This is a genomic window from Pseudomonas sp. CH235 (genome assembly GCF_004368175.1).
In the GTDB taxonomy this organism is placed as follows: domain Bacteria; phylum Pseudomonadota; class Gammaproteobacteria; order Pseudomonadales; family Pseudomonadaceae; genus Aquipseudomonas; species Aquipseudomonas paraglycinae.
In genome coordinates this window covers 222,315-239,147 of the sequence record NZ_RRZJ01000006.1, presented here as the reverse complement: position 1 = coordinate 239,147, position 16,833 = coordinate 222,315, and the positions used below count along the sequence as shown (strand labels likewise).

Annotated in this window: 16 protein-coding genes; 6 read left to right on the top strand and 10 right to left on the bottom strand. The window is 61.3% G+C overall.

Annotation, left to right across the window (positions count from 1 at the left end; all coding sequences use genetic code 11):
• The first annotated feature begins 5 nt into the window (after positions 1-5).
• Genes EIY71_RS09585 through EIY71_RS09575 form a run of 3 tightly spaced genes read left to right on the top strand, consistent with a single transcriptional unit; the run spans position 6 to position 2,604 of the window.
• Entirely contained in the window at positions 6-1,085 is a 1,080-nt protein-coding gene (locus EIY71_RS09585) for a heme A synthase (protein ID WP_134021539.1), read from the top strand.
• Positions 1,073-1,972 (top strand): heme o synthase, encoded by a 900-nt coding sequence (gene cyoE / locus EIY71_RS09580; RefSeq protein ID WP_007953992.1) that lies wholly within the window; start codon positions 1,073-1,075, stop codon positions 1,970-1,972. Before EIY71_RS09585 ends, cyoE begins: the two co-directional genes overlap by 13 nt.
• Positions 1,969-2,604 carry an SCO family protein gene (locus EIY71_RS09575; protein WP_007953994.1) on the top strand — a complete coding sequence of 212 codons (636 nt, stop codon included), beginning with the start codon at positions 1,969-1,971 and terminating at the stop codon, positions 2,602-2,604. Before cyoE ends, EIY71_RS09575 begins: the two co-directional genes overlap by 4 nt.
• A gap of 157 nt (positions 2,605-2,761) precedes the next feature.
• Here the strand turns inward: EIY71_RS09575 and EIY71_RS09570 are convergent, their stop codons facing one another.
• From EIY71_RS09570 to EIY71_RS09560, 3 genes are all read right to left on the bottom strand, one after another.
• The gene (locus EIY71_RS09570) at positions 2,762-3,535 is read right to left on the bottom strand and encodes a MetQ/NlpA family ABC transporter substrate-binding protein (protein WP_039764846.1); all 774 of its coding nucleotides are present in this window, start codon (positions 3,533-3,535) and stop codon (positions 2,762-2,764) included.
• A 74-nt stretch (positions 3,536-3,609) separates the two neighbouring features.
• The gene (locus EIY71_RS09565; RefSeq protein ID WP_007953997.1) at positions 3,610-4,284 is read right to left on the bottom strand and encodes a methionine ABC transporter permease; all 675 of its coding nucleotides are present in this window, start codon (positions 4,282-4,284) and stop codon (positions 3,610-3,612) included.
• The gene (locus tag EIY71_RS09560) at positions 4,284-5,291 is read right to left on the bottom strand and encodes a methionine ABC transporter ATP-binding protein (RefSeq protein WP_007953999.1); all 1,008 of its coding nucleotides are present in this window, start codon (positions 5,289-5,291) and stop codon (positions 4,284-4,286) included. The genes EIY71_RS09565 and EIY71_RS09560 overlap by 1 nt, the downstream gene beginning before the upstream one ends.
• Before the next feature lie 260 nt (positions 5,292-5,551).
• Between EIY71_RS09560 and katE the strand changes: the two genes are divergently transcribed.
• The gene (gene katE, locus EIY71_RS09555) at positions 5,552-7,693 is read left to right on the top strand and encodes a catalase HPII (RefSeq protein ID WP_134021536.1); all 2,142 of its coding nucleotides are present in this window, start codon (positions 5,552-5,554) and stop codon (positions 7,691-7,693) included.
• A 39-nt stretch (positions 7,694-7,732) separates the two neighbouring features.
• Here the strand turns inward: katE and EIY71_RS09550 are convergent, their stop codons facing one another.
• Genes EIY71_RS09550 through zur form a run of 4 tightly spaced genes read right to left on the bottom strand, consistent with a single transcriptional unit; the run spans position 7,733 to position 10,532 of the window.
• A complete protein-coding gene (locus tag EIY71_RS09550; RefSeq protein ID WP_134021533.1) occupies positions 7,733-8,446 on the bottom strand; it encodes a PA5502 family lipoprotein in 714 nt (237 codons plus the stop codon).
• A 37-nt stretch (positions 8,447-8,483) separates the two neighbouring features.
• Positions 8,484-9,272, bottom strand: a complete 789-nt coding sequence (gene znuB / locus EIY71_RS09545; RefSeq protein ID WP_007954005.1) for a zinc ABC transporter permease subunit ZnuB — start codon at positions 9,270-9,272, stop codon at positions 8,484-8,486.
• On the bottom strand, positions 9,265-10,050 hold the full coding sequence (znuC, locus tag EIY71_RS09540) for a zinc ABC transporter ATP-binding protein ZnuC (RefSeq protein ID WP_085690422.1): 786 nt from the start codon (positions 10,048-10,050) through the stop codon (positions 9,265-9,267). Before znuC ends, znuB begins: the two co-directional genes overlap by 8 nt.
• The gene (gene zur, locus EIY71_RS09535; protein ID WP_011331783.1) at positions 10,050-10,532 is read right to left on the bottom strand and encodes a zinc uptake transcriptional repressor Zur; all 483 of its coding nucleotides are present in this window, start codon (positions 10,530-10,532) and stop codon (positions 10,050-10,052) included. The genes znuC and zur overlap by 1 nt, the downstream gene beginning before the upstream one ends.
• A 66-nt stretch (positions 10,533-10,598) precedes the next feature.
• On the opposite strand from zur, the gene EIY71_RS09530 reads away from it, so the two are divergent.
• Positions 10,599-11,519, top strand: coding sequence for a zinc ABC transporter substrate-binding protein (locus EIY71_RS09530; RefSeq protein ID WP_102688238.1), 921 nt, complete (start codon positions 10,599-10,601; stop codon positions 11,517-11,519).
• A gap of 40 nt (positions 11,520-11,559) precedes the next feature.
• Here EIY71_RS09530 and EIY71_RS09525 read toward each other — a convergent pair whose 3' ends face one another.
• Positions 11,560-12,513, bottom strand: a complete 954-nt coding sequence (locus EIY71_RS09525; RefSeq protein ID WP_085748044.1) for a homoserine kinase — start codon at positions 12,511-12,513, stop codon at positions 11,560-11,562.
• 61 nt (positions 12,514-12,574) lie between these two features.
• The gene (locus EIY71_RS09520; RefSeq protein WP_007954026.1) at positions 12,575-12,871 is read right to left on the bottom strand and encodes a DUF2782 domain-containing protein; all 297 of its coding nucleotides are present in this window, start codon (positions 12,869-12,871) and stop codon (positions 12,575-12,577) included.
• A 74-nt stretch (positions 12,872-12,945) separates the two neighbouring features.
• Between EIY71_RS09520 and polA the strand changes: the two genes are divergently transcribed.
• Positions 12,946-15,753 (top strand): DNA polymerase I, encoded by a 2,808-nt coding sequence (gene polA / locus EIY71_RS09515; RefSeq protein ID WP_134021530.1) that lies wholly within the window; start codon positions 12,946-12,948, stop codon positions 15,751-15,753.
• A gap of 410 nt (positions 15,754-16,163) precedes the next feature.
• Here polA and yihA read toward each other — a convergent pair whose 3' ends face one another.
• On the bottom strand, positions 16,164-16,808 hold the full coding sequence (yihA, locus tag EIY71_RS09510) for a ribosome biogenesis GTP-binding protein YihA/YsxC (protein WP_102718519.1): 645 nt from the start codon (positions 16,806-16,808) through the stop codon (positions 16,164-16,166).
• Positions 16,809-16,833 lie beyond the last annotated feature (25 nt).

The following is a 16,833-nucleotide window of genomic DNA, read 5'->3' as shown; positions in this document are numbered from 1 at the left end:
TCGTCATGGCCAAACCTGGATTTCGCCTCGCGCTGTTTGCCACCCTGCTGGCACTGATCGTCGTGCTGCTCGGCGCCTACACCCGCCTGACCCACGCCGGCCTCGGCTGCCCGGACTGGCCGGGCTGCTACGGGTTCATCAGCGTGCCGAAAAGCGAAGCCCAGCTGGCCCATGCCGAACTGCATTACCCCGACTCGCCAGTGGAGGCGCACAAAGGCTGGAACGAGATGATCCACCGTTACTTCGCCGGCACCCTCGGCCTGCTGATCTCGGTATTGGCCGGTCGCGCGTGGGTCAATCGTCGTCATCCCGGGCAACCGCTGAAGCTGCCGCTGTTTCTGCTGGCGGTGGTGTTCGCCCAAGCGGCGTTCGGCATGTGGACGGTGACACTCAAGCTCTGGCCGCAAGTGGTAACCGGGCATCTGCTCGGCGGCTTCGCGACCCTGAGCCTGCTGTTTCTGCTGACGTTGAGACTGTCCGGCGTGCTGCCGGCGCTGACCGTGCCCAAGCGTCTGCAATATTGGGCGACCGCCGGATTGCTGTTGGTGATCGGCCAGATTGCTCTCGGCGGCTGGGTCAGTTCCAACTACGCGGCGGTGGCCTGCATCGACTTCCCGACCTGCCACGGCCAATGGCTGCCGCCGGCGGATTTCGCCAACGGCTTTCACCTGACTCAACACATCGGCCCGAATTACCTCGGCGGGCAACTCGACAGCGATGCACGCACGGCGATTCACCTGACCCACCGCATCGGCGCGCTGCTGGTGACGCTCGTCCTGCTCGGTCTGGCCTGGCAACTGAAAGTCGTGGGCATGACCCGACTGGCCGGGCTGGTGCTGATCGCCCTCGCCGCGCAGATCACCCTCGGCATCAGCAACGTGCTGTTCCATCTGCCGCTGCCGGTGGCCGTGGCGCATAACGCTGGCGGCGCAGCGCTGCTGCTGACCATGGTGCTGGTCAACTATCACGCGCGAACCAGCCTGGTTCGGGTCAGGCAGCCGATGATCGCGCGCTGGCGCCTGAGCCCGCGCAAACACTCGGCGGCGCCCATCACGATTAAAGGAGAGACGCCATGGCGATTCTGATCGGCGAACGTCCGGCGCAGGCGCTGTGGCGTGATTACCTGGAGCTGACCAAACCGAAAGTCGTGGTGCTGATGCTCATCACCTCGCTGGTGGGCATGTTCCTCGCGACCCGCGCCGGGGTGCCGTGGACGGTGCTGGTGTTCGGCAACCTGGGGATCGCGTTGTGTGCCGGTGGCGCGGCGGCGGTCAATCATGTGGTGGACCGACGCATCGATGCGGTCATGGCCCGCACCCACAAACGGCCGCTGGCGGAGGGCCGGGTTTCGCCCACAGGAGCACTGACCTTTGCGCTGGTGCTGGCGTTGCTCGGCCAGGCACTGCTGCTGACCTTCACCAATCCGCTGACTGCCTGGCTGACCCTGGCCTCGCTGCTCGGCTACGCGGTGATCTACACCGGTTTTCTCAAGCGTGCGACGCCGCAGAACATCGTCATCGGCGGCCTCGCCGGCGCCGCTCCGCCGCTGCTCGGTTGGACCGCCGCGACCGGCCACGTCAGTGCAGAACCGCTGCTGCTGGTGCTGATCATCTTCGCCTGGACCCCGCCGCACTTCTGGGCGCTGGCCATCCACCGCAAAGAGGAATACGCCAAGGCCGACATTCCGATGCTGCCGGTCACCCATGGCGAGCACTACACCAAGGTGCACATTCTGCTGTACACCTTCGCCCTGCTGGCGGTCAGCCTGTTGCCGTACGTGATCCACATGAGCGGCCTGCTGTACCTGATCTGCGCGCTCGGGCTGGGCGCCAGGTTTCTGCAATGGGCCGTGGTGCTGTACCGTGGCACTCGGCCGCACGCGGCGATCAACACCTTCAAGTACTCTATCTGGTACCTGTTTCTGCTGTTCATCGCCCTGCTCGTAGACCACTACTTACTGTTGAACCTATGACTCGAACCCAGAAAACCGTCTTCATCCTCGTCGCCGTGATCGCGCTGATCCTCGGCCTGACCGTCAACAAAGTGCTGAGCGGCAAGGGCCAGGGCGACCCGACCGCACTGATCGACGCCGGCATCATCCTGCTGCCGCAGAGCCGCAACCTGCCGGACGTGACGATGACCAATCAGGACGGCCAACCGGTCACGGTCAACGAGCTCAAGGGCAAGTGGAGCCTGCTGTTCTTCGGCTACACCTTCTGCCCGGACATCTGCCCGACCACCCTCGCCCAGCTGCGCCAGATCAAGAGCGAACTGCCGAAGGATGCCGTGGACAAGTTGCAGATCGTGCTGGTCAGCGTCGACCCGAACCGCGATAACCCTGCGCAGTTGAAACAGTACCTGGGCTACTTCGATCCACAGTTCATCGGCCTGACACCAAAGTCCATCGACGAGCTGCAGAAGGTGGCGAACGCGGTGAGCATTCCGTTCATTCCGGCGGACACCAGCAAGCCGAATTACACCGTGGATCACAGCGGCAACCTGGCGGTGATCGGCCCGGACGGGACACAGCGCGGGTTTATTCGGGCGCCGTTGAATAATGCCAAGCTGGTGGCGCAGTTGCCGGTGATGTTGAACCGCAAGTAAAAACTGAACGCACTAAAAAGGGGACGCCACTGGCGTCCCCTTTTCGTTTTGATCGTTCCCACGCTCTGCGTGGGAATGCAGCAAGGGACGCTCTGCGTCCCAGCGGACGCGGAGCGCCCGGGGATGCATGCCCACGCAGAGCATGGGCACGATCAAATCAGAACGCCGGCAGCACCGCGCCTTTGTACTTCTCGGTGATGAATTTCTTCACTTCCGGGCTGTGCAGGGCGGCGGCCAGTTTCTTCATCGCGTCGCTGTCCTTGTTGTCCGCGCGGGACACCAGGATGTTCACGTAAGGCGAGTCGCTGCCTTCGATGACCAGCGCGTCCTTGGATGGATCGAGTTTGGCTTCCAGCGCGTAGTTGGTGTTGATCAGCGCCAGGTCGACCTGGGTCAGCACGCGCGGGATGGTCGCGGCTTCCAGTTCACGGATCTTCAGGTCTTTCGGGTTCTGGGCGATGTCCTTGACGGTCGACAGGATGTTGCTCGGATCATTCAGGGTGATCACGCCGGCCTTGGCCAGCAGCAACAGCGCACGGCCGCCGTTGGTGGCGTCGTTCGGGATCACCACGTTGGCGCCGCTTGGCAGCTCTTCGATTTTCTTGAACTTGCTGGAGTAGGCGCCCAGCGGTTCCAGGTGCACGCCGGTCACGGACACCAGGCTGGTGCCCTTGGCCTTGTTGAACTCATCGAGGTACGGCTGGTGCTGGAAGAAGTTGGCGTCCAGACGCTTCTCGGCCACTTGTACGTTCGGCTGTACGTAGTCGGTGAAGACCTTGACCTTCAGATCCACGCCTTCTTTGGCCAGTGCCGGCTTCACGAATTCGAGGATTTCCGCGTGCGGTACCGGAGTGGCAGCAACGGTCAGGGTTTCGTCGGCGTGGGCCGAGAACGCTGCAACGGCAGCCAGGGCAACAATCAGTTTTTTCATTCAGCTAACTCCTTTTTACGGCGCCCGTCTGGCGCCTGCCAGCGAATGGCCGGCTCATGTCATTACAAAACCGGTTATTTGCGCGAGAAGTGCACGACCAGTCGGTCGCCGACCATTTGCAGCACTTGCACCAGAATCAGCAGCAACACCACGGTGACAATCATCACGTCTGTCTGGAAACGCTGATAGCCGAAACGGATCGCCAGGTCACCCAGGCCACCGGCACCGACCACACCGGCCATCGCCGTGTAGGAAACCAGTGTAATCGCCGTCACCGTAATTGCTGCGAAGATGCCCGGACGGGCCTCCGGCAGCAGGGCGTTCATGATGATCTGGCGAGTGGTCGCGCCCATCGACTGGGTCGCTTCGATGATGCCGCGATCGACTTCACGCAGGGCGGTTTCCACCAGCCGCGCAAAGAACGGCGTTGCACCTACGACCAGCGGCGGAATCGCACCGGCCACGCCCAGCGAGGTGCCGGTGATCAGCACGGTGAACGGGATCATCACGATCAACAGAATAATGAACGGCAGCGAACGCAGGATGTTCACCACCAGCGACAGCAAGGCGTACACGCCTTTGGCTTCGAGCAACTGGCGTGGGCTGCACAGGAACAGCAGCACGCCCAGCGGCAGGCCGAGCAGCACGGTGAACAACAGCGAACCGCCGAGCATCATCATGGTGTCGCCGGTGGCGAGCCAGATTTCGTACCAGTCGATATTGGTGAAGAAACTCATCAGGTCTTCCATTAGCGCAACACCTCCATGTGAACGTCAGCGGCGGTGAAGCGGGCGAACGCCGCTTCCATGTCGCCACCGGTGACGGCGAGGGTCAATTGCCCGTAAGGAATGTCTTTGATGCGGTCGATGCGACCGGCCAGGATGCTGTAGTCCACACCGGTTTCCCGGGCGACGGTGCCGAGCAACGGCGCGTAGGTCGCTTCGCCCTGGAAAGTCAGACGCACGATGCGGCCAGGCACGTGAGCGAAGTCATCGCGCTGCTCGCTTTCGTCGATCTGCTCGCTTTCCTGAACAAAGCGCTTGGTGGTCGGGTGCTTCGGATGCAGGAACACATCGGCCACCGAACCTTGCTCGACGATCACGCCGGCATCCATCACGCCGACCTGATCGCACACGCGGCGGATCACATCCATCTCGTGGGTAATCAGGACGATGGTCAGCTTCAGCTCGCGGTTGATCTCGGCCAGCAGTTGCAGGACCGATGCCGTGGTCTGCGGGTCGAGGGCGCTGGTGGCTTCGTCGCACAGCAGGATCTTCGGCTTGGTCGCCAGGGCGCGAGCAATGCCGACGCGCTGCTTCTGACCGCCGGACAGCTGCGCCGGGTACTTTTTGGCGTGATCGGACAGACCGACCCGCGCCAGCAACTCGGCCACACGCTGGTCGATCTCGGCACGGGACAGTTCACCGGCCAGGGTCAGCGGCAGCGCGACGTTGTCGGCCACAGTCTTGGATGCCAGCAGGTTGAAGTGCTGGAAGATCATCCCGACCTGCTGACGGAAACGGCGCAGGCCGTTGGCGTCCAGCGCGGTGACTTCTTCGCCGTCGACGATGATCTTGCCGCCACTGGATTGCTCCAGGCGATTGATCAGACGCAGCAGGGTACTTTTTCCCGCGCCGGAGTGGCCAATCAGGCCGAACACCTGACCGTTCTCGATGGAGAAGCTGGTCGGGTGCAGCGCGGTGATGTCCTTACCGGCGACGCGGTAAGTCTTATGGACGTTTTGAAACTCGATCACGTAGCGAACCTTGTGGGGCGCGTTGGAAAAGGATCAGCGGTTAGCCGGGCGCGCATTTTAGCCTGTCCGTATAGAGGTTCTTAGCATTTATTTCGCGAATAACCTTCGATTTGGCAATAACAGGATCAAAGGTCATAAAAAAGGAACGCCCGAAACCCTCGTCAGTCACTACTTAAGCGACTTGAAAACCCTGGGTGCCGTGCCTGGGAAACACTCAAGCGTTCCGGGGCAATCCCGGGACAAACAGGAGTTCATGACTGATGAGTACCAAGAAACCTGCCAATGACAAAAGCCAACTGGCCGGCACCGATACCCCGGATCGCGCCAACACCAATGCCAAACTCGACAGCCTGGAGAAGTTTCGCTCCGACGCTACCGGTCAGGCCCTGCGCACCAATCAGGGCGTGAAAATTGCTGATAACCAGAACACCCTCAAGGCCGGGGCTCGCGGGCCGTCGCTTTTGGAAGACTTCATCATGCGTGAAAAGATCACGCACTTTGACCATGAACGGATTCCCGAGCGCATCGTTCACGCCCGCGGCACCGGCGCCCATGGATTCTTTCAAAGCTACGAGAACCATGCGGCGCTGACCAAGGCCGGTTTCTTGCAGGATCCGGGGAAGAAAACTCCGGTATTCGTGCGCTTTTCCACGGTCCAGGGGCCGCGCGGCTCCGGCGACACCGTCCGTGACGTGCGCGGTTTTGCCGTGAAGTTCTTCACCGACGAAGGCAACTTCGATCTGGTCGGCAACAACATGCCGGTGTTCTTCATTCAGGACGCGATCAAGTTTCCTGACTTCGTCCACGCGGTGAAACCCGAACCGCATAACGAGATCCCTACCGGCGGCTCGGCTCACGACACGTTCTGGGATTTTGTGTCGCTGGTACCGGAATCGGCGCACATGGTCATCTGGGCCATGTCCGACCGGGCCATCCCGAAAAGCCTGCGCAGCATGCAGGGCTTCGGCGTGCACACCTTCCGGCTGATCAACGCCGAGGGCAAATCGCGCTTCGTCAAATTCCACTGGCGCCCTACTGCCGGCACTTGTTCGCTGGTATGGGACGAGGCGCAGAAGCTCGCCGGTAAAGACACCGACTACCACCGGCGCGATCTGTGGGAAGCCATCGAGATGGGTGACTACCCGGAATGGGAACTCGGCGTTCAGGTCATCGAAGAGGAAAACGAGCACGACTTCGATTTCGACATCCTTGACCCGACCAAACTGATTCCCGAAGAAATCGTTCCGATCACGCCGCTGGGCAAGATGACCCTCAACCGCAACCCGGACAACTTCTTCGCCGAAACCGAGCAGGTCGCTTTCTGCCCCGGCCATATCGTGCCGGGCATCGACTTCTCGAATGACCCGCTGCTACAAGGCCGGCTGTTTTCCTACACCGACACGCAGATCAGCCGACTCGGCGGGCCGAACTTTCATGAGTTGCCGATCAATCGCCCAGTGGCACCGTTCCACAACGGCCAGCGCGATGCCCAGCACCGTACGGTGATCGACAAGGGCCGCGCTTCGTATGAACCCAATTCCATCGATGGCGGCTGGCCGAAGGAAACCCCACCGGCGGCGCAGGACGGCGGGTTCGAAAGCTATCCGGAGCGCATCGATGCCAACAAGATCCGTCAGCGCAGCGAGTCGTTCAGCGACCACTTCTCCCAGGCGCGGCTGTTCTTCAACAGCATGAGCCCGCACGAGAAAGAGCACATCATCGCCGCCTACAGTTTCGAACTCGGCAAGGTTGAGCGTGAGTTCATCCGGGCGCGGCAAGTGAACGAGATTCTCGCCAACATCGATCTGGAGCTGGCCAAACGCGTGGCGGCCAACCTGGGTCTGCCAGCGCCAGGCAAAGGTACCGTGGACGTGCCTGAAACATCACTGGATCGTTCGCCGGCGCTGAGTCAGGCCAACCTGCTGCCGGAGAACATCAAGACACGAAAAGTTGCGATCCTTGCGGCCAACGGCGTCGATGGTGCGGCGATTGATGCGATGAAGAAGGCGCTGGCGGCAGAAGGTGCGCACGCCAAACTGCTTGGTCCGACTTCGGCGCCGGTGAAGACCGCCGATGGCAAAACCCTGGCGGTAGATGCGTCGATGGAAGGTTTGCCTTCGATTGCGTTCGATGCGGTATTCGTGCCGGGTGGCGCAGCGTCGGTTAAAGCGTTGAGCGGTGACGGCGTGGCGTTGCATTACCTGCTGGAGGCGTACAAGCACTTGAAGGCGATTGCGCTGCATGGCGAGGCCAAACAGTTGCTGGACGTGTTGAAGCTGGAAACGGATGCGGGGTTGGTCGAAGGCAAGGATGTAGGCGCGCTGACCCAGCCATTCTTTGCGGCGATCGGGCAGCATCGGGTTTGGGATAGGGAAGCCAAGGCCAAGGCGATTCCTGCCTGAAAAAAAACCGCAGCCTGCGAAAAGCAGGCTGCGGTTAATTCAAGGTTTGCGCGGGCTCAGAACCATCTGCGCCGGCACCGTGCGCAGAATCTGTTTTTCGATCTTCAGAACGAAATCCGGATCAAGCTTCTTCACGCGCTTGGTGATCAGCGTTGCCAGCCAAGGGTAATCATTGGTGCGCGGGGCCTGAATGCTCACCGCACAGTCGTAATTCACCACATCGGCGGCGATCGCATCCAGTTGGCGGCGAAGTTTGCGGCTATCGGTGATATTCAGCGCAACCGTGGTGCTCTCGGCGGTGGGATCGATCACCTTGGCTTTCGGCTTGGCTTCGGCGGCTTGCAGCGCTGCTTCGGCTTTCTCCAGCTCGGCCTTGCGCGCTTCGGTGATGGCACCGTTGACGCCACCGGTCAGTGCCGGGGCCTTGGGCATCAGCACGCGGGCACGGGCCAGCGCGGTCGCGGCCGCATTCACATCGCCCTTCTGCAGGACGATCTGGCTGCGACGCAGATAGGCTTCGGCCAACTGGCGCTGGTATTGCTCAAGGGATTGATCGTTGGGTGTTTCGGCTTGCAAGGCTGCCAGTTGGTCTTCGGCAGTGGCCAGTTCGCTGCTGGCCAGGCTTTGCTCCAGCTGTGCGATGGCCGTGGCCCGCGCATCGGGGACTTCGGCCACCGGCGGCGTGCTTTGGCAGGCGCCCAGCAGCACTGAAAAGGCCACAAGGAGCAGATAACGGGAGGCGAACGGCTTCATTCCTGCGACTCTCTATTTGCGCAAAAAACGAGCAAGTCTACACCCCTCGACGGGGCAGAACAAAACTCAGCAGAAACAGTGCGGCCGCCGTCACAACGATTGACGGGCCAGCCGGGGTGTCCTTGAACCAGGACAATGCCAGCCCGCCACACACGGCGAGCATGCCCAGCACGCTCGCGCCCAGTGCCATCTGCTCCGGCGAACGGGCGTGACGTTGTGCCGCAGCCGCCGGGATGATCAACAGCGAAGTAATCAGCAATACACCGACTATTTTCATCGCTACGGCGATCACCACCGCGATCAACAGCATCAGCGCCATGCGCAAACCGGCCACCGGCAGGCCTTCGACTTTGGCCAGCTCTTCGTGCACGGTGATCGCCAGCAGCGGCCGCCACAGCGTCACTAGCAACACCAGCACCGCCGCGCTGCCGCCGAGGATCCACGCCAGATCGGTCGGGCTGATCGCCAGCAGGTCGCCGAACAGATAGGCCATCAGGTCGATCCGCACTTCATGCATGAAGCTTAGTACCACCAGCCCGAGGGAGAGCGTGCTCGGTGCGAGAATTCCCAAAAGCGTGTCGGACGCCAGCGGCTGGCGCTGTTGCAAAGTCACCAGCAACACCGCCAGCAGCAGGCAGCCGACGGTGACCGCGACAGTCGGGCTGACATCCAGCAGAAAGCCCAGCGCCACGCCGAGCAGAGCGGCGTGGGACAGGGTGTCGCCGAAATAGGCCATGCGCCGCCAGACCACGAACGAGCCCAGCGGCCCCGCGACCACCGCCAGCGCCAGACCTGCAAGCAGGGCGTAGAACAGAAAATCAGCCATGCTTGCAGCTATCTCCGTGAACGTGAGGTTGAGCCGACAGGGGCCCTTTGACCACCGAACCGTGCAGGTCGTGGGCGTGGTCATGATGGTGGTGATAGATCGCCAGGCTCGGCGCGTTGTTGCCGAACAGCTCGACGAAGGCCGGGTCGCCACTGACCTGCTCGGGATGACCGGAGCAGCAGACGTGACGGTTGAGGCACACCACTTGATCGGTGGTGCTCATCACCAGATGCAGATCGTGGGACACCATCAGCACGCCGCAGCCGTGACGGTCGCGCAGGCGGGTGATCAAACTGTACAGCTCGGCCTGCCCGGCGACATCGACGCCTTGCACCGGCTCGTCGAGCACCAGCAGTTCCGGCTCGCGAAGCAGCGCCCGGGCCAGCAGCACACGCTGCATTTCACCGCCGGAAACGCTTTGCACCGGGCTGTCGATGACATGCTCGGCGCCGACTTCCTTGAGCGCCGCCAGCGCACGTGGGCGATCGACGCCCGGCACCAGCCGCAGGAAGCGCAGCACTGACAGCGGCAGGGTCGGATCGACGTGAAGTTTTTGCGGCATGTAACCCACGCGCAGTTTCGGCTTGCGCCAGACGCTGCCGCTATCGGGCTTCAACAGCCCGAGCACGGCGCGCACCAGCGTGGTCTTGCCGGCGCCGTTGGGGCCGATCAGGGTGACGATCTGCCCCGGCTCGACGCTCAGGTGAATGTTGTCCAGCACGTTCTGCCCGGCAAACCGGACCGCCACCTGCTCCAGACGGATCAGCGCATCGCTCATCAAGCCCCCCGGCAACCGGAGCAGAGGCCGACCACTTCGACGGTCTGGGCCTCGACGATGAAGCCGACGTCCTTGGCGCTGTGGACGATGGCGTCGCTGATGGTTTTTTGCTCAAGTTCGATGGCGGCGTGGCATTCGCGGCAGATCAGGAACTGGCCCTGGTGCGAATGTTTCGGGTGAACGCAGCCGACGAAGGCGTTGAGCGAGGAGATGCGGTGCACCAGACCGTTTTCCAGCAGGAAATCCAGCGCCCGGTACACGGTCGGCGGCGCGGCGCGGCGGCCGTCCTGCTCGCTGAGCACCGCCAGAATGTCGTAGGCACCCAGCGGCTTGTGGCTCTGCCAGACCAGTTCCAGCACCCGCCGGCGCAGCGCGGTCAGGCGCAGGCCTTTCTGTGCACACAGGGCATCGGCCTCGGACAGCGCGCTGTGAACGCAGTGCGAGTGGTCGTGGGGACGGCTGGCAATCGGTGTAATAGGCATGAGCGGCGACGAGTTTGGTTAGAGACGTTATTATGTTACCCGTTCTCGCCTCATTGAGTGGTCATCGTGTCCCGACTTTTTTCTGTTTTTGTCGTATTCATCACCGGTTTTCTGCTGATCGGTCCGGCTCAGGCCGAGGTCAGAGTCCTCACCAGCATCAAGCCCCTGCAACTGATTGCCGCCGCGGTGCAGGACGGCGTGGCGATTCCGGAAGTGCTGCTGCCACCGGGCGCTTCGCCGCATAACTACGCCTTGCGCCCATCCGATGTGCGCAAGGTGCAATCGGTGGACCTGCTGTACTGGATCGGCCCGGACATGGAAGGTTTCCTGCCTCGCGTGCTGAACGGTCGTACGTTGCCGAGCGTCGCGGTACAGGACCTGCCGGGCATGAAACTGCGCCGCTTCGCCGCAGACAGTCATTCCCATGCCGAAGAAGCCGACGAACACGACCACGATCATCGTCCGGGCAGCCTCGATGCGCATCTGTGGCTATCGCCGGTGAACGCGCGGGTTATTGCCGACAAAATGGCCGCTGACCTGAGCGCCGCAGACCCGGCCAATGCCGAGCGCTATCAGAGCAACGCCAAGGCGTTCGATGAACGTCTGGATGCACTGGATCAGCGCTTGAAGAAACGTCTGGCCGGTATTGAAGGCAAACCCTACTTCGTCTTCCACGAAGCCTTCGACTACTTCGAAGACGCCTACGGCCTGAAACACACCGGTGTGTTCAGCGTCGCGGCGGAAGTGCAGCCGGGCGCCCAGCATGTGGCGGCAATGCGCACGCGTTTGCAGGAAGTCGGCAAGACCTGCGTGTTCAGTGAGCCGCCGCTGCGTCCACGTCTGGCCGAAACCCTGGTGGCTGGCCTGCCGGTGAAACTGGCGGAACTGGATGCGTTGGGCGGATACACGCCAGCGACGGCTCAGGGTTATGAGCAAGTGCTGGAGAAGCTGGGGAATGATCTGGCGGGTTGTCTCGAATCGCTCTGATACAAAAAACCGCAGCCTGCACAGGCTGCGGTTTTTTCTTTTACAGGGCGAAAGGTAGCGGCGTACTGACCGTCTGACGCTGTGCCAGACGCTGCTCGAACTCTTTCGGATCGTGGATCAGCACGTCCTGCCCGGCGAACGATTCCGCCGCGATCAGGCGCGACAGCCAGAACCGCACGCATGCCACGCGCAGCATGGTCGGCCACAACTCGGCCTCGGCCGCCGTGAACGGACGCAGTGCCGCGTAGGCACCCAAGAATGCACGCGCACGCGGGCCGTCGATCAGGCCGTCATCGTCCGAGCACCAGTCGTTCAGGGCAATCGCCACGTCATAAAGCATCGGACCAGAGCAGGCGTTGTAGAAGTCGATCAGCCCGGTCAGATGCGTGCCTTCGAACATCGCGTTGTCGCGGAACAGGTCGGCGTGAATGTTCGCCCGTGGCAGTGCGAGAATTTTCTCTTTCTGTCGGGTGATTTCGTCCAGCGCGGTTTGCAGGAGCGCACGAGGTTCATCGCTCAGGTGCGAAAGAAACTGCGTGCCCTCTTCCAGCATCCAGTCCAGGCCACGATCGGTCTTGCGCTTGATCATGTTGTCGCCCTGGGTCGCCAGGTGCAGGTGCGCCTGCAACTCACCGACCTGCGCACAATGCTGGGCGTTGGCCTGCTTGATGTGCTTGCCGGCCAGACGCGGTTGTAGCAGCGCCGGTTTGCCTTTCAGCTCGCGCAGGGCCACGCCGTCAGTGGTGCGCAGTGCGTAAGGCACCGGCAGATCGGCTTCGTGCAACACGTCGAGCAGGTCGATGAAGAACGGCATTTCCTGCACCGGGCCGCGCTCGACCAAGGTCAGGACGAACTCGCCCTTTTCCATGCTGATGAAGAAGTTGGTGTTTTCGCTGCCGGCGGCGATCCCCTGGAAATCGAGCAGACGGCCGAGCCCGTAGGGGGCGAGAAAGGTTTCCAGCTCGGGCCGAGCCAGGGGGGTAAACACAGACATGGTTAAAAACTGCTCAGTTCTGGCGCCGCCATCAAACGGCGCCGATTAAAAGTCAGGAAACTTACTTCCAGGTAAAGATTTCCCACGCTGGAATCAACATATTCGGCTGGTCGGACCGGATGTAATTCGCGTCCGTACCATCGGCGCGCACCAGGAAATAGGGTTTGCCGACCTTCGGTGTGACCTTGATCGCATACACGAATCCACTCCGGCTGTATTCCTGAATGACCTTGTCGCCTTCCGTGTGCGTGCTAATGGTAACTTCCGGCTCCGACGATGGCGCATCATCCGCCGCGATCGCGGCCAGCGGTGAGACAGCAATCAGACTGACCAGCAGCAAGCGATTTAACGTACGCATGATAACCTTGTCCCTTTGTCGTCAACGGTCCCGCTATTCTAGCGCCGGGCCCGCCGAAAAGGTTGATTCTGCTCATGAGCCAAGCCCCCCTCGTCCTGGTGGACGGTTCGTCTTACCTGTACCGCGCCTTTCACGCGCTGCCACCGCTGACCACCTCCAAAGGCCTGCCGACCGGTGCGGTCAAAGGCGTGCTGAACATGCTCAAGAGCCTGCGCAAGCAGTATCCGGACAGCCCGTTCGCCGTGGTGTTCGACGCCAAGGGTGGGACATTTCGCGATGAGATGTACGCCGAATACAAGGCCAACCGCCCAAGCATGCCCGACGACATGCGCGTGCAGATCGAACCGCTGCACCAGAGCGTGATCGCTCTCGGTTTTCCGCTGCTGTGTGTCGAAGGCGTCGAGGCCGATGACGTGATCGGCACCCTGGCCCGCAGCAGCGCGGCCGCCGACCGCCCGGTGATCATCTCCACCGGCGACAAGGACATGGCGCAACTGGTCGACGGGCACATTACCTTGGTCAACACCATGTCCGGTAGCTCGATGGACGTGGAAGGCGTGAAGGAGAAATTCGGCGTCGCTCCCGAGCAGATCATCGATTATCTGGCCCTTATGGGCGATTCTTCCGACAACATCCCCGGCGTTCCCGGCATCGGCCCGAAGACTGCTTCCGGCCTGCTGGTGGGGGTCAACGGCGGTCTGACCGAGCTGTATGCGCAGCTCGACATCGTGCCGACCCTGCCGATTCGCGGCGCCAAGACCCTGCCAGCCAAGCTCGAAGAACACAAGGAGATGGCGTTCCTCTCCTATCGACTGGCGACCATCAAGGTCGACGTGCCACTGGATATCGGCCTCGACGACCTGCAAATGGGCCCGGAAGATCCGGCCAAACTGCTTGAGCTCTACACCCTGCTGGAGTTCAAGAGCTGGATCAACGATCTGGAGCGGGATGCCAAACGTCTGGAACTGAGCGCTGCCACCGAGCCTGCGCCGGCCGGCGATCTGTTCAGCGCGCCTGCCGAAGAAGAAGTGCCTGCCGCTCCGGCTGAAGCCGCGTACGAAACCATCCTCGATCAGGCGCGATTCGACGTCTGGCTGGAAAAGCTGAAAAGCGCCAAGCTGTTCGCCTTCGACACCGAAACCACCGGGATCGATGCCCAGCAGGCACAACTGGTCGGTCTGTCCTTCGCGGTGCAGGCCAACGAAGCGGCCTACATCCCGCTGACCCACTCCTACATCGGCGTACCGGAGCAGCTGGATCGCGACACCGTGCTGCGCGCGCTCAAGCCGATCCTCGAAGACCCGAACAAGCTCAAGGTCGGCCAGCACGCCAAGTTCGACATGAACATCCTGGCCAATTGCGCCATCGGCGGTGATCAGAATGAAGGCATTACCGTACGCGGGATTGCCTTCGACACGATGCTTGAGTCCTACGTACTCAACTCCACCGCCACCCGTCACGACATGGACAGCCTGGCGCAGAAGTACCTGGATCACACCACCGTGAGCTTCCAGGACATCGCCGGCAAAGGCGCCAAACAGCTGACCTTCGACCAGATCGCCCTGGAACAGGCCGGGCCTTACGCCGCCGAAGATGCCGACGTGACCCTGCGCCTGCACCAGACGCTGTTCGAAAAACTCAGCGCCATACCGAGCTTGGCAAGCGTGCTGACCGATATCGAGATCCCGCTGGTGCCGGTGCTCGCTCGCATCGAGCGCCAGGGCGCGTTCGTCGACGCTGAACTGCTTGGCATCCAGAGCATCGAGCTGGGCAACAAGATGGTCGCGCTGGAGCGCGAAGCGTTCGAGATCGCCGGTGAAGAGTTCAACCTCGGCTCGCCGAAGCAACTGGGCGTGATCCTCTACGAAAAACTCGGCCTCCCGGTGCTGAAGAAGACCGCCAAGGGCCAGCCGTCCACCGCCGAAGAAGTGCTGGCGAAACTGGCCGAAGACGATCACCGCTTGCCAAAAGTGCTGATGGAACACCGCTCCATGAGCAAGCTGAAAAGCACCTACACCGATCGCCTGCCGGAGCAGATCAACCCGCGTACAGGGCGTATCCACACTTCATACCATCAAGCCGTTGCGTCGACCGGTCGCCTGTCGTCGAGCGATCCGAACCTGCAGAACATTCCTGTGCGTACTGCTGAAGGCCGACGCATCCGTCAGGCGTTCGTTGCGCCGAAAGGCTACAAACTGCTGGCGGCGGACTATTCGCAGATCGAACTGCGGATCATGGCCCACCTGTCCCGCGACGAAGGCCTGATGAATGCCTTCCGCAACAATCTGGACGTACACACCGCCACGGCGGCCGAAGTGTTCAAGGTCGAGCTGAACGAAGTGACGTCCGACCAGCGCCGTGGCGCCAAGGCGATCAACTTCGGCCTGATCTATGGCATGGGCGCGCAGAAGCTCGGCAAGGACATCGGCGTCGACACCAAGACCGCCAAGGCCTACATCGACACCTACTTCGCGCGTTACCCGGGCGTGCGCGAGTACATGGATCGCACCCGCGCCCAGGCTGCGGATCAAGGTTTTGTGGAAACAATTTTCGGTCGTCGCCTGTATCTGCCGGACATCAACTCCAACAAGCCGCAGGAACGCGCGGCCGCCGAACGTACGGCAATCAATGCGCCGATGCAGGGCACCGCGGCGGACATCATCAAGAAAGCCATGGTGGCAGTGGATAACTGGCTGAGCGCTTCCGGGCTGGACGCCAAAGTCATCCTGCAGGTGCACGACGAACTGGTGCTGGAGGTTCGCGAGGATCTGGTCGATCAGGTTCGCGAAGAAATTCGCGTGCACATGAGCGAAGCGGCAAAACTGGACGTGCCATTGCTGGTGGAAGTGGGGGTTGGCAACAACTGGGACGAGGCGCACTGAGGCCTCTGGATTGGGGTTTTGCCGCGACAGGGCGTCGCGGCAAAGGCATCGAAAATCGCTTAGGCCTGATCGTTCTTGAGCTTATTCCAAAGTTTTTTGAAAAGATTCTGAACTAATCTTGCGACAGGGCACTCAGAGATACTGAATGGCTGGTGAAGCCCTTCGATGCTCCTATGTTGTGTTAAGTGTTGGCAGATATCTGAACCCCGCCCTAGCGGTTCGGAACTTAAACCCCGGAACTTCTCCCTCCCCATATGAAGTCCGGGGCTTTTTTTGCCTCAAAACTGCCTGTGGCGCAGCCATGCTGCGTTAAAAGCGCAACAAAAAATGCTCATTTAGGTCCCCTAAACTCCGCTTTTTAGCAGTGCTTTTGCCTTGCCTGACAGTACCACAGACAGTTTTGAAATCCCTTACTCTGCCGCCGCTTCCACGCCTTTATCTGCCAGTTCCATCCAGCCTGCCAACACAGTGTAGGCCTCTTCCAGACCCATGCGTTTCGGGGCAGAGAACAGCTGGATCGTCACTTGATCGCCCCACCCCTTACGGATTTCCGACTGCACCTTGAGCAGCGTGTTCTTGGCTGCGCCGTAGGTCAGTTTGTCGGCCTTGGTCAGCAGGATGTGCATCGGCATTCCGGCCGCAACGGCCCAGTCGAGCATCAGCAGGTCGAAGTCGGTCATTGGATGACGGATGTCCATCATCAGAATCAAACCCTTCAAACTCTCGCGGCCACCGAGGTAAGCCTCAAGATGACGCTGCCAGTGTTGCTTGAGCGGGATCGGTACTTTTGCATAACCGTAGCCCGGGAGGTCGACCAGACGCCGTTCATCGTCTAGCTTGAAGAAGTTCAACAGCTGTGTGCGACCCGGGGTTTTCGAGGTGCGCGCCAGGCTGGCGTGAGTCAAAGTGTTCAGTGCGCTGGATTTACCGGCGTTGGAACGACCGGCGAACGCCACTTCGAAGCCTTCGTCGTCGGGGCACTGATCGACTTTGGCGGCACTGAGCATGAACGTGGACTGTTGGCACAGGCCGAGGATGGGATTCTTGAGTTGCATGGGATTTCCGATGTGGGCGGCGCCG

Bases quoted from the DNA above. Each gene is read 5' to 3' on its own strand.
- EIY71_RS09585 (WP_134021539.1), top strand. From the start codon at position 6: ATGGCCAAACCTGGATTTCGCCTCGCGCTGTTTGCCACCCTGCTGGCA.
- cyoE (WP_007953992.1), top strand. From the start codon at position 1,073: ATGGCGATTCTGATCGGCGAACGTCCGGCGCAGGCGCTGTGGCGTGAT.
- EIY71_RS09575 (WP_007953994.1), top strand. From the start codon at position 1,969: ATGACTCGAACCCAGAAAACCGTCTTCATCCTCGTCGCCGTGATCGCG.
- EIY71_RS09570 (WP_039764846.1), bottom strand. From the start codon at position 3,535: ATGAAAAAACTGATTGTTGCCCTGGCTGCCGTTGCAGCGTTCTCGGCC.
- EIY71_RS09565 (WP_007953997.1), bottom strand. From the start codon at position 4,284: ATGGAAGACCTGATGAGTTTCTTCACCAATATCGACTGGTACGAAATC.
- katE (WP_134021536.1), top strand. From the start codon at position 5,552: ATGAGTACCAAGAAACCTGCCAATGACAAAAGCCAACTGGCCGGCACC.
- EIY71_RS09550 (WP_134021533.1), bottom strand. From the start codon at position 8,446: ATGAAGCCGTTCGCCTCCCGTTATCTGCTCCTTGTGGCCTTTTCAGTG.
- znuB (WP_007954005.1), bottom strand. From the start codon at position 9,272: ATGGCTGATTTTCTGTTCTACGCCCTGCTTGCAGGTCTGGCGCTGGCG.
- znuC (WP_085690422.1), bottom strand. From the start codon at position 10,050: ATGAGCGATGCGCTGATCCGTCTGGAGCAGGTGGCGGTCCGGTTTGCC.
- zur (WP_011331783.1), bottom strand. From the start codon at position 10,532: ATGCCTATTACACCGATTGCCAGCCGTCCCCACGACCACTCGCACTGC.
- EIY71_RS09525 (WP_085748044.1), bottom strand. From the start codon at position 12,513: ATGTCTGTGTTTACCCCCCTGGCTCGGCCCGAGCTGGAAACCTTTCTC.
- EIY71_RS09520 (WP_007954026.1), bottom strand. From the start codon at position 12,871: ATGCGTACGTTAAATCGCTTGCTGCTGGTCAGTCTGATTGCTGTCTCA.
- polA (WP_134021530.1), top strand. From the start codon at position 12,946: ATGAGCCAAGCCCCCCTCGTCCTGGTGGACGGTTCGTCTTACCTGTAC.
- yihA (WP_102718519.1), bottom strand. From the start codon at position 16,808: ATGCAACTCAAGAATCCCATCCTCGGCCTGTGCCAACAGTCCACGTTC.